General features: G+C 65.0%; 7 protein-coding genes. 6 read left to right on the top strand and 1 reads right to left on the bottom strand.

The annotated features are described in order from the left end of the window. Positions 1 to 241: 241 nt before the first annotated feature. On the bottom strand, positions 242 to 736 hold the full coding sequence (locus ACF1CT_RS31330; protein WP_391787365.1) for a hypothetical protein: 495 nt from the start codon (positions 734 to 736) through the stop codon (positions 242 to 244). Positions 737 to 1,321: 585 nt separating this feature from the next. On the opposite strand from ACF1CT_RS31330, the gene ACF1CT_RS31325 reads away from it, so the two are divergent. The 6 genes from ACF1CT_RS31325 (at position 1,322) to ACF1CT_RS31300 (ending at position 11,760) form a co-directional block, all read left to right on the top strand. Further along, the gene (locus ACF1CT_RS31325; RefSeq protein ID WP_391787364.1) at positions 1,322 to 2,824 is read left to right on the top strand and encodes a hypothetical protein; all 1,503 of its coding nucleotides are present in this window, start codon (positions 1,322 to 1,324) and stop codon (positions 2,822 to 2,824) included. Next, positions 2,821 to 3,636, top strand: a complete 816-nt coding sequence (locus tag ACF1CT_RS31320; protein WP_391787363.1) for a hypothetical protein — start codon at positions 2,821 to 2,823, stop codon at positions 3,634 to 3,636. Before ACF1CT_RS31325 ends, ACF1CT_RS31320 begins: the two co-directional genes overlap by 4 nt. 25 nt (positions 3,637 to 3,661) lie before the next feature. Further along, complete coding sequence (locus tag ACF1CT_RS31315; protein WP_391787362.1) at positions 3,662 to 8,194, top strand: hypothetical protein; 4,533 nt, start codon at positions 3,662 to 3,664, stop codon at positions 8,192 to 8,194. Then, entirely contained in the window at positions 8,175 to 9,287 is a 1,113-nt protein-coding gene (locus ACF1CT_RS31310) for a hypothetical protein (RefSeq protein WP_391787361.1), read from the top strand. The genes ACF1CT_RS31315 and ACF1CT_RS31310 overlap by 20 nt, the downstream gene beginning before the upstream one ends. Positions 9,288 to 9,814: 527 nt before the next feature. Next, positions 9,815 to 10,468, top strand: coding sequence for an HAD-IA family hydrolase (locus ACF1CT_RS31305; RefSeq protein ID WP_391787360.1), 654 nt, complete (start codon positions 9,815 to 9,817; stop codon positions 10,466 to 10,468). A gap of 89 nt (positions 10,469 to 10,557) precedes the next feature. Beyond that, positions 10,558 to 11,760, top strand: coding sequence for a helix-turn-helix domain-containing protein (locus ACF1CT_RS31300; RefSeq protein ID WP_391787359.1), 1,203 nt, complete (start codon positions 10,558 to 10,560; stop codon positions 11,758 to 11,760). Positions 11,761 to 11,919 lie beyond the last annotated feature (159 nt).

Genomic DNA, 11,919 nt, shown 5'->3' with positions numbered 1-11,919 from the left:
ACAACTCCCACAACTCATCCGGCACCAGCCGCTCAACGATCCCCACCATGACCGACAGCCTACCGACTCCACCAAATGAGATGACTTCTTAGGAGTGGGATCGAATCCGTGCCGGGCGGTTCCAGACCGTGCCGAGCGGTGCTGTTCTGCCTGATCAGCGCCGTGCGGCACGGCGCCTGATCCTGCGCGTGACGCCTGGTGGTGACCCGTCCGCTCACGCATCGCGCACGCACGCGGCCGGTCAGGAGTCCAGACTCTTGCGACGCACGCGCATGTAGGTTCCTGATGTGGTACTCCCGCCCCACCCGCCAGTTGTGGCGATGTCCCATCCTTGCTGGGCGTGCATCTGCTTGGCGAACGCGTCGAGGTCGTTGATGGCGCATCCGCAGTCCAGATGGACACGGACAGTGATGTAGCTGCCCATCGGCTTCTTCTCGCTGGGGTCCAGCGTCCAGCGGACGGCGTGCTCGTGGTCAGCGAGCCCGGTGCGCTCTTGATCGTGAAGGAGCCCGTGTGCGCGGGCATACTCGTCGAGGTCGTCGATGGCGAAGAGGTCGCTTCGCCAGGAGCCAGGCCATACGGCGAACAGTCGGGACTCCCCGCTGAGAGCCCGCTCGTAAGTGCCGGCATCAACGCCGTGAGACACCGCTCCCTCCTTGGTTACTTCGATGTAGCACAGCGTCTTCGCGGTGTACGGGAAGTCCCTGCCGACAGCAGCCGCGCTGCGGGGTTCCATGCTGCTCCTTCGAGCTGAGGTGTCAGGCTCACTGGCTGCCCAAGACCAGTGCCTTCGGGGCGATCCTGGCATGAAACGCTGCTGGGCGAAGGCGCTTCCCGAAGTGGTCTCGCGCCCACGGGGTAGGAGCGTATGCGGGCGGCATCCGCTACCTGATCTGCGAGCCGCTACTGAGGTTGAACTCGTGGAGTCGCGGGGGTCTCAGGCAGGTCTGGTGAGGTTCTCCCATGCAACAGGGGAACTCGATACCAAACAGCAGGCCAAGCAAGCTTGGACCACGGCAGCCCTTCCGCCGGCACCCGCCGAGCAGACAGCATCGTGATTGTCCCGGTTCGTGTCGGCGATGACGCGAACCGGGAGATACTGCTCAACGTAGGGCTCCGTGGTTGGCCTTTTTTAGCCGACTTATCAAGCGATACATACCGAAAATTTCCGGAGGGTGTGGTTCCGCAACCCTCGCTTCCTGCAGTAATGGCGAACGAAGGTTCTTGTTGTGTACATGCAACGCTGTGCGCTGTCGAGAATTCGCCATGATCGGAAATGTGTCGATGTGGCAGGGGTTGGGTAGAGGCTACGGTTCTGCGCATGTCTTATGGGGAGGGAGTGCAAGGCGGGTGGGTGGACGAGGGGTTGTCCCGCCGGATGAAGGCTCTGGCGTGTACCGCACCGTTGCACGATCTTGAGGTTCGCAAGGCGAATCAGCCTTGGATGGAGGGCGAGCGCTACCAGATGGCAGAGGTGGCGCTGTTCATCATTGACCAGGTCGCCATCGCCATGGATTTTGAGTCGGGGGCACGCCACGAGCACGTGTTGGAACGAGCGCAGCGCTTTGTTGCACGACAGGCACCGGACCGCTCTGGTGGCGAGCACGGCAGGGTTGCCGCCTGGGTGCTGGAGAGTCTCATCAACGTCCGGGAATCCGACCGTGCATTCCGCTGGAAATACGGGTCGATAAATTCCTCGGGAGCGTATGAGTTCAAGGACTTCGGTTTTCGAATCCTCGAAGAGCGCACCGACGCTCAAGGTGATCTTTACCTACTCGCCTCTCACGAGGCCCTTAACGTTCTCGTGGGTGCTCTCGACACCGACGTGGAATCTGCTCAGATCGCTGCCGAGGTAAGGCTGCGCAACCTGATCGACCGAGGCCGATTTGCGGACGCCCGGCAGGTTGCCGAGCAGGCCAGAGTGCGCACAATTCAGTACAGCGAAACAATCCGTCGACACCTTGACGCCACTGAGCGGAACGTCCGAACAGTCGACTGGATGCAGGAAGTGCCTGATGTCCTCAACGAGGCGTTGACCCATGTGGAGGCGCGCATCCATGAGGAGCAGGCGATCGAACGATCGATCCTGAGTAATCGTGATTCCGCACAGGACTTCCGCACCAAGCGACGGGCTGCAGAGTTGGTCCACATCGTTGGAGACTGCATTCGCCGACACACGGTGCTGCAGCACCGGTTGTTGGGGGCACGCGCGCTCTTCCGTAGCCAGCAAGACCGACAGCAGTTCGCCGGAACGCCTCGGCGGGCCTTCCTGGATCTGCACAGCGATCTGTTGCACCCCTCCCTCGCGCTGACAGTCGGAGAGGCCGCCGCTCCGCTGGAGGTGTTTGTGGAGGGCGCCGTGGGGCCTGAACGTCAGGCTCAGGTCAACCTGGGGGCACTGGTTCCTACGCTCCTTGCGCCACCGCCCGTGTACAGCCGTTTTGCTGAGGAGGAGGATGTTCCGGGGCCGCTGGCTCCCGAGGACGAGGTCCGATTCAGCGCCGAGCAGCAGCGCTTGGCGCGCGAACTGCTGGATATTCCGGACTCTGCGCGCACTCTCTCTGACGTAGTGGCCGAGGCGGCGCTTCTGGACGACGATCTGCCGGAATTGGTCGTGCTGGCGGCCCTGCGGGCCTTCAGTCCCCAGCTGGGATCCGCGCTGCGCAACGACCAGGACCGGCTGCTCATCGCGGTGTCGGCCAGTTCCATTTTCGAGGAACACGGCTTTGTCGGTGACGACCTATTGCTGTCCACGGCAAGGCTCGACCGGCCCGCAACCGTCAGGGGAGTGGAGGATGCAGAGGAAAGGAATCTAAACCGGTGACCATCGAAACGGCGGGCGATGACGCCGAGGCTGCCGCTCTGCTCGTCGGCTATGGCTTTCGGGCCAAGCTCCTTCCGTCCCGGGACGACGACTATGAAATGTTGGTCAGACGATACGAGGAAGATCCCGATTTCGGGTTTCTCGTCAATCGAGTGGCCGCTGGCCTGGGCCTTCGGGTCCTCGGCGTCTCCATGCGTTCCGGCATCGTGCACACGGCGCTGCCGAACTCGGTATTCGAGACACGTATGGACCAGTTCGTGCGACAGGCAAGGGTGCGTGAACCACGGACGGCCGAGCGTGTCCTTCATGGGATCGCCCATCTGGCAGTTGCCGCACTTTGCTTTCCCCGAGCGGAGGATCTTGTGGACGACGGCCGCACCGGCCGCGTATGGGTTTCCGAGGTGGACCGCTACGTCCGCTCAGTGTGCGACACCCTCGCCGAACGTGCGGCGGAAGCCGAAGAAGATGACGATCCGCCCGCAGACGCTCCCGAACTCGAACGTGCCTGGCACGCCTACCGGAGCCGCCCCGAAGTCGCCCCCACTAAGAAGCGTCGCGCCGGCTACGCGGCGACGCGCACGGTAGTCACGAACACCCTCACCTACCTGTGCGATCACGGCATGCTCAAGTCGATGGGGGTCGATCCTGAGCGACGGGAACAGATGTATCGGTCCACACATCGGTACCAGCTCCACGTACGGGAACTTGCGGCGACCCGGGCCTACCAGGAGCTGCTCGATCTCAAGGTGCCCCTGCCCGCGGAACGTGGCGGGTTGAGCGTGACGGACGAGACCACGCTGTACGACGACTGACGTTACGACCGAGAAAAGGCACCAAGTGTACGAACTCTCCCGGGTCCGGCTCCGGTCCGTAGGCCCTACCGGCGCGCGATTTCCCGATGTCGTGCTGGACCTGGGCGGCGCCGGCCGCCCCGTCGAGCACTACCAGGGCTCCGTCTTCGGCGACGCTCCACCCCTGCTGCGGCCCTCGCCGGCTACGGTGATCCTCCTGGAGAACGGTGGCGGGAAGTCAGTGCTGCTGAAGCTGATCTTCTCCGTTCTGCTCCCCGACCGACGGCAGACTCTAGGCACCACGAACACTCGCGTACTCGACAACTTCGTCCTTGCGAAAGACGTCTCGCACATCGTTCTGGAATGGATGGACGTCAGCACCGGGAAGCTGCTGCTGACCGGCAAGGTGATGGAGTGGCGGCAGCAGTCGGCCTCTGCCGCGGTCGACGCGCTCAAACAGCAGTGGTACTGCCTGCGCCCCAACGACGGGATGTCGCTGGACGTGCTGCCCTTTAAGGCCGAGAGCCAGCCCCTGCGCCTGGCGGCGTACAAGCGAGAGCTGCACGAGGCTTACGCAGCGGACCAGAGCCTTGAGCTGGCGTGGTTTTCCCATCAAGGCGACTGGAAAGAGCGGCTTCAGCAACTCGACATCGACCCAGAGCTGTTCCGCTACCAGCGAGCCATGAACGTGGACGAGGGCGAGGCAGCTAACGCTCTGACGCTCGATTCCGACGCCAAGTTCGTAGAGTTCCTGCTGGGTGTTGTGATCCGCACGAAGGAACTGGACCCTCTTGCGTCCCTGGTGAACGACCATGTGCAGCGGCTGGCCAATCGCGGCACCCTGGTCACGGAGCGCGCGTTCGTCGCCGGAGCCCTTGACCTTCTGGGGCCGGTCGACGTGGCGGGCCGTGCGCTGAAGGATTCGGTTCGCGCATACAAGGAGGCGGAGCTGGCGCTCGTCCGTTTCGCTGCCCAGGTACGTGCCCGTGCCGAAGTCGAAGAAGGCAAGCAGGAGGTACTTGGCAGGGAGAGCGAGCGCACTCGCAAGGAGCTGGCGCTGGCCGCGCGCCACAAGAAGGAGTGCGAGGACATCGAGGCGGAACTCTCACGGCTCCTCGCTGAGATGCGGCTCTCCGAGGCCAATGCCCTCGTGGGGACCTGTGACAGGCAACTTGTGCAGGCCCAAGAGGAGTGGAAGGCATGGGAGGCGACACCGAAGGTTCTGGAGCACGACGTCAGTGCCGCAGCGGTGAAGGACCTCACCGCTTTGGTCGTCGCGACCGAGGAAAAGGCCCGGCCGGCGCTCAAGGAGCGGGACGACGCGGCACGTCGTCTGGCGCGCGCGCTCTTGGCCGGCGCCGACGAGGCAGCCGCGGTCGAGGCCACGGAACTCGAGCAGCGCGACCTCCACAAGGAGAAATTGGCCACCGCCCGCGCGACCGCACGGGACGAACTCAAGACCGCCGTCGTCGCGGAGAACACGGCCGATGGTTGCCTCAAGGACATTGCTGAGGTGATGGCGCGCGTCAGCGATGCAGTCACCGAAGGACTGCTGTCCGACGCCGAGGCGCTGCCGAGCCGCCTTCGTGAAGTAGGGGATGAGCTAGGGAAGCTGCGCCGTCGTATCGCCGACCTGGAGAAGGAGCGAGAAGAACTCACCGAGCGGGAAGCCACTGCTCAGGACGAGCTGAGGGAGGCGGCGGAAGAAGCGGCGGGACGCAAGCAGGCTCGCGACAAGGCGTCGAGCGACCACGAGGAAGCCGTCAGGCGGACCAGGAAGCTGGAGAACGAGCCCCGGACGCTTGAGCTGCTGGACAGCGAACAGGCCGACCTCGACCGCGATGCGGAGGAGTTGCGCAGGCGACTGAGTGAGACGATCTCAGCATCAGAACGTGACATTACCGCCCTCAACGCCGCCGAATACGCTGACGAGCGGGCGCGGCTGGCATTGGCCGACGGGGAACTCCTGCCTCCGCCAGCCGTGATCGCGGACGCGTGCGCGTTCCTCAAAGACGCAGGCATTATCGCCACTTCGGGATGGCAGTACCTGGCCGGCATTCCGGACCTAGAGCGGCGCCGTGCGTGGGTGCGGCGATCGCCTCACCTCGCTGCTGGCGTGCTCCTGAACGACCCCGCCGACCTTCCCAAAGCCGAAAACTTGCTCGCCGAACTGAGTCCTCAGCCGACAGTTCACGTTGCCGTCGCCACGACCCGTGCCTTCGACGAATCCGGAGCCGATCCCATTGCGAGTGTGGCCACCGCGATTCCGCTGCACCCTGCGCTGCACGACCCGGAGGCGGCTGCTGCCGAGCACCGGCAGATCGAGCTGCGTCACGCCGAACGTGTCTCGGAACTGAGGGATCTGCAGGCTCGGCGTACAGCGGATCAACGGCTCCTACACCGGGTCGAGGAATGGCGTGCAACGTATCCCGTGGGATCGCTCGCGACTCTGGAGCAGGAGTGGGCGGATACGCGGCGTCTCCATGCCGAGGCCCTGGACATTGTCACCGCTTGCCAGAACGCTCTCAAGGCGGTCCAGAACAGGAGGGGAGAGGTCGGCAAGGAACTGCCTGAGTTGTACGGTGCGGAGAAGAAGTTGGACAAGCAGGAGCGTCGGCTTGTCGACCTGTCCGTGCAGACGGGCCGCGTCCCGGCATTGGCCGAGAAGGAGAGGAACGCACGGGCCCAGGCAGAGGCGCACCACAAGAAGGCTGAGGAAGCCGAGAAGCTTGCCGAACAGCACCAGACGCAGGTCTCCGAACATGGACGGAGCGCCGACGAGGCCCGCCGTACCGTTCGCTCGCTCAACGAACGGCGCGCCAAGCTGCCCGGCGGCGAAGAGGTGCCGGTCTCGGACCCCGTCCCCGACCTGTCCATCGCCCTGCTGGACAGCGCGTACGCACAAGCCGTCCAGAACTACACCCGGGTGGAGGTTGGCAGCGATCTCCTGAAGGAGAAGAGCGACGCCGAGGGGCGGGCTGCCCGTGCGAACGCTGCATACCTGGCCTTGGACGAGCGCGTGCGCGTACGTGCCGCAGCGCTGCTGAAGACCCCACAAGGCTCCGAGGAATCCGCACGCGCAGCCCAGACGGACAGCGCTGAACGTCTCGTGAAACTACGGGAAAAGGCCAAGGAGAACGCGGTCGTCGCCCATTCGAGGTGCAGGGATCAGTTCGACGAGGCGACGAAGCGGGTCACCAGCCGAGTGCTGCTGCCGGAGGCTCCCGCAGACATCCCTCGGTGCATCGCGGCCGCAGAACACGCCGCCGCGCGCAGCGTCACCGCTCTTCAAGCACACGCCGAGCGCGAGAAGGAGCATGTAGAGGCTGAGCAGCGGTTGGAGGAAGCGCAAACGGCGGCGCGCTCCTTCCGATTCATCACCGGAACCGTGGCAGGCGACACGGAGCACGCAGCCGACGCAACGGCTCCAGGCCGCGTCGACGTAGAGCCGTATCCGGATGATGCGGAGTCGGCGCAGCACGCGTATACGGTGCTGCGCAAGGCCGTCACATCCGCTGCGAGGACCCGTGAGACCGATGAGAGGGCCCTTGAGGAGCGGGCAGGCGCGTTGCAGCGGCATGCTACCGCCGCAGAGTTCAAGGATCTTCTCCTGCCGGTGCAGAGCCAGATCCGTGTGTCGGGCTGGCAGACGACCGCTGCTCGCGCAGGGGAATGGGCCGAGGCCCTGCACCCGCGACTACTGTCGCTTGACGAAGACCTAGAACAGACAGAAGTTCACCGTCGGCTGATCGTGGATAACCTGCGCGGGCTCGTCAGCAACGCCCTCAACACGCTCCGGCGGGCTCAACGGGTCTCACGTCTTCCCGACACCCTGGGCGACTGGTCAGGCGAGGAGTTCCTCCGTTTCCGCTTCCGGCAGACCGATGACGTGCACCTCGCGGAGGCGCTCGCAGAGGTGATCGACGAAGCAGCGGCCGGCCGGAACACCGACGGCCGTGCCGTAAAGCGCGATGGCATGTCACTGCTGCTCCGCGGTGTAAGAGCAGCCGTCCCACGCGGGTTCCATGTGGAGGTGCTGAAGCCTGATGCGGTTCTGCGTACCGAACGTGTCCGGGTGTCGGAGATCAAGGATGTCTTCTCCGGCGGCCAGGTGCTAACTGCGGCGATTCTGCTCTACTGCACCATGGCCGCACTTCGTGCCAATGACCGTGGGCATGTGCGGCACACCCACTCCGGCGTACTTTTCCTCGACAACCCCATCGGCCGGGCCAACGCCGACTATCTGCTGGACCTGCAGCGCAAGGTAGCGGAGGCGCTCGGTGTGCAGCTCATCTACACCACAGGGCTTTCGGACGACAACACTCTCAAGCGCTTCCCGCTCGTACTTCGGCTCCGAAACGACGCGGACCTGCGCACTGGTCGGAAGTACCTGATGGTGGCTCAACGCGTCCAAGAGCAGCTCGACGCCCTCGACGCCCCGGATGGCGGAGGGCAGATTACAGCTACTCGGATCATGTACCTTGGCGCGGACTCAGGCGACCCGGCCAGGGAGGACACCAACGACGATGGCCATGACCCCGACGGAGGGGGAGGCGCTGATGAAGCAGCGAGAGATTGACTTCCTGGGGTTTCTCACTGCCATGGCAAGGCGGAAGAAGGGCCGCAAGACCAGCCGTACCCGTATTGGGTTGGACGAGGTGTGGACCGCCTTCCGGCAAGTTCCTCTGCGGAATCCAGAGAATGAATACGAACCCATTGTTCTCGCAAGGCAGCTGGACTCTCTTGAGGAACACGGCAAGATTGAGCAATTCAAGAAGCGTACACGCGAGACAGTGACACTGCCGGTGGGTATCTGGCTGCTACCCGACGCCGCTCCCAAGCCCGTGCCGCCGATGCCGGTCTGGCACCACGAGCTGTATTGGTTGGCGAAGGAGTGGCGCACCGCAACTGACCGCCAACGGGCTGCCTACCTGGCCGTCAACGCATGGTTCTTCTCCGGTCCGGACCTTTTTCGTGTACCCCTACGGGAGCGCGCTCTGGAGATCTTCGGCCGATTCGGCTCGGAGGAGGACTTCTCTATGCCTGAGAAGACCCTTGACACTCTCCGTTCCGGCCCGCTCTTTGGGGACCGTGATCGACTCCACGAGGTTCTGCGCACATTCACGGTCCATCCGCCCCTGCTGGCGGAGGACTTCGTCGAAAAGGTGGGTGACGGCTACTACCAACGCGTCGGTATGGGGGACGTGCTTCTGGTTGTCGAGAACGTGACCACATGGTGGTCCCTCGTCAATACTCTCCCTGAAAATCATCGGCTGGGGTACGTGGCCTGGGGTCTCGGCGGCACCTTCCGCGCGTCCATCCACACGATCTCGGCGAAGCGAGACATCGCCGAGGTCCGGTACTTCGGCGATCTCGACCTCAGTGGCCTCCGCATTCCGGCTGCGGCCGCGGACATCGCGCGTAAGCAGAAACTTCCACCGGTCCGGCCCACGGAACGGCTCTACACCGCACTGCTGGACATGGGCGTCCCACGGCAAGGCAAAGAGCCTCCTGCCGAAATGTCCATGGCTGCGGATCTGGTTGGCTGGCTACCTGTGGACCACCGCAAAAGGTCGACGATCCTATTGGCCAGAGGGCGACGGCTGGCGCAGGAGTGGGTGGGGTACCGGCATCTGAGCCGAGACGAGCATTGGTACGGTGACGTGTGCTGAGATCGGAGCCGGCTCTTAACTTTGTGGAGTGATGTCTGGGAAATTGACCGATATTCGCTCACGCAATCGACCTCGGAGGAGGAGTCTGAGGCCGAGTAAGAGTCCTTCCTGGAGGGCGGGATAATCTCTGGGATAGATGCTTTAGAAGTGAGATTGAATCCGTGCCGGTCGGTTTCAGACTGTGCCTCGCGATGCTGTCCTTCTGATCAGCGCAGCGAGGCGTCGTGCCTGATGCGGGGCCTGACGTCTGGTGCGGAAACGGTGGATTTTCTTCACTGGCGTCTGGCGATGAGCTGGCCTGGGCGCACGGGGCAGCGGCGTGCCGTGGTCGCTAGGGCTCGACGGGCGGGACGCGAAGGCGCGGATGAACGGCCTGTGTCTGCCATCGAGCGTCCCTCAGACCAGGCGCTCCTTCGGATGGGGCACCGGTTGCTCGCGCGAATCGGTGAGGGAGGCTTCGCCCGGTCGCGTGGTCGATACGCGGTAGCGTCGTCCGGAGAACCCATCAGGGAAGGAACGATCGCCGGATGCTGCACAGGACTGATGTCGCCGACAGGCGTGGCCTGATCCTCGACTTCGCCGGGGTGCTTACCGCCAGCCCGATCGATGTCCACCGCGCCTGGTGCGTGTCAGAAGGGCTGGCTCCGGGCGCGTGGCGCAGCACTCTCAACGATCACCCTGAGGGCCGGTGTCTGTACACGGCTCTGGAGATCGGGGAGATCGGGCAGGCCGAGTGGAACGAGGGCACGGCCGCGCTGTTGGGTGCGCACGTGGATCCGGTGAACCTGATGGGGCGGGCCTGGGCCGGGGTGCCCGTGGCCCGCCGGATGGTCGCGCTCGCGCGTGCCGCGCATGCCGCCGGCCACCGGCTTGCCCTGCTGTCCAACAGCTTCGGCCTCGACCCGTTCAACCCGTACGAACACGTCGGCATCTGGGACCTGTTCGACGTGCACGTCGTCTCCGAGCTGGTCGGCATGGCCAAGCCCGATCCGGCGATCTACGAACTCGCCCTGGAGCGGATCGGGCTGCCCGCCGAGCGGTGCGTGTTCGTGGACGATCACGCGGTGAACCTTCCGCCGGCCGCCGATCTGGGCATCGCCACGGTCCACGTCACGGACGAGGATGAGGCCGTGACCGAGTTGGAGGCCCTCCTCGGTGTCACGGCGGTGCCCGCCGCGTGAACTCAACTGCGGTCTGATCAAAGGCTGTCGGCTCCACCGCTCCAGCCAGTACTGTCCGTGTGGGGCCCATTACGCGGAGGTTCTGAAGCATGCAGTGGTCGGAGTACACCACCTCTGAGCGCTTGAAGGCGCTGCGCGGCGGCATGACACAGGAGCAGTTGGCGGAGGCGGCCGGCGTGTCCGTCGGCGTGGTCCGCAAGCTCGAACGCGGTGGAACGGCTTCGCTGCCGTCCTTGCTGTCGATCGCCGACGCGCTCGGCACGGACATCGCCGTCCTCCTCGGCCAGCAGGCGCCACGGCGGTCCATGGACCGCGACGAGCGTGCCGCGTTGCGCCTGGTCTCCGCTGCCACCCACGACGCGGCCATCGGCATCCCCGCCGATGTCGAGCCAGGCACCGTCGAAGAGCTCCGCGCCGTCGTCCGTCGTGCGGACGCCGCGTACTGGGGAGGCCGGTACACCGAGCTCGGCACTCTCCTTGGGCGGCTCCTTCCCGAAGCGCGAGCCAGGTTCGACATGGCCGGCCTCGACGAGCGGGAGGCCGCCGCCGGCGTCTTGATCGACACCTTTCAGACGGCGGGCATGGCCGCCAACGTGCTCGGATCACGAGATCTGGCGTATGCGGCGCTGACATATGGACGGCAGATCGCCGTGCAAGGCGGAGATGATCTCCGTGACGCGCACCTTGCCGCCACCACCGCGTGGGTCAACCTCCGCGACGGCCGGACCAAGCAGGGCTTCCTCCTTGCCGCAGCACAAGCCGACCGGATCGAGCCCAAGATGAGCGAGCACGACCCGGACCGGCTGAGCGTGTACGGGCAGCTCGTCACGAACGCCGCCGTCGCCGCGTCCCGAGGCGGTGCGAGCTCGGACAACGCCCGCGAATACCTCTCCCAGGCGCACGCCGTCGCCGCCCGAATCGGGGACGAACATGCCCGTGGCGCGCACGCCCAGCCGTACGGACCGATGTACGCCGCAACGCAGGCCATGAGTATCGCCGTGGCCCTCGGCGATACGGCTGGAGCGCTACGGCTCATGGACACCGTTCGCCTGGACGACACGGTGCCCCTGGCCACTCGGGCCCGCTACGGCCTGGACGTAGCGCTCACCCAGGTCGAATGCCGACGGTGGGAGGCCGCAGCCGACACCCTCCAGGCTGTCTGCGCTATGGCCCCGGGATGGGTGCGTCACCAGATGCTTCCCGGCGTCATCATCAGTCGACTCGCCGGGGTGTCCGTCAACCGACTGCGAGGACTGGCGAACTCCGCGGGCGTACCCCTCGGAGTGCGTTGACCTACGAGCCCAAGTATCACGGCCCGTAGTAGGTACGGGCGGGCCATCAGCGCGACTGCTACGGGGCGTGGCACACGTTCGGGCGACCCTGCTTCCGCTGCCACGCGGCGTGGCAGTCCGACCGGATACGGAGTCTCTCCACTGCGACGGGCCGTGCCT

Source organism: Streptomyces sp. NPDC014734, from assembly GCF_043083325.1.
GTDB lineage: Bacteria > Actinomycetota > Actinomycetes > Streptomycetales > Streptomycetaceae > Streptomyces.
Note: the sequence above shows the minus strand (reverse complement) of the source record. Positions and strands in the feature narration are given on the sequence as shown.

What these genes read in the sequence shown, in the direction of transcription:
- ACF1CT_RS31330 (WP_391787365.1), bottom strand. Translation starts at nt 736, where the DNA reads ATGGAACCCCGCAGCGCGGCTGCTGTCGGCAGGGACTTCCCGTACACC.
- ACF1CT_RS31325 (WP_391787364.1), top strand. Translation starts at nt 1,322, where the DNA reads ATGTCTTATGGGGAGGGAGTGCAAGGCGGGTGGGTGGACGAGGGGTTG.
- ACF1CT_RS31310 (WP_391787361.1), top strand. Translation starts at nt 8,175, where the DNA reads ATGAAGCAGCGAGAGATTGACTTCCTGGGGTTTCTCACTGCCATGGCA.
- ACF1CT_RS31305 (WP_391787360.1), top strand. Translation starts at nt 9,815, where the DNA reads ATGCTGCACAGGACTGATGTCGCCGACAGGCGTGGCCTGATCCTCGAC.
- ACF1CT_RS31300 (WP_391787359.1), top strand. Translation starts at nt 10,558, where the DNA reads ATGCAGTGGTCGGAGTACACCACCTCTGAGCGCTTGAAGGCGCTGCGC.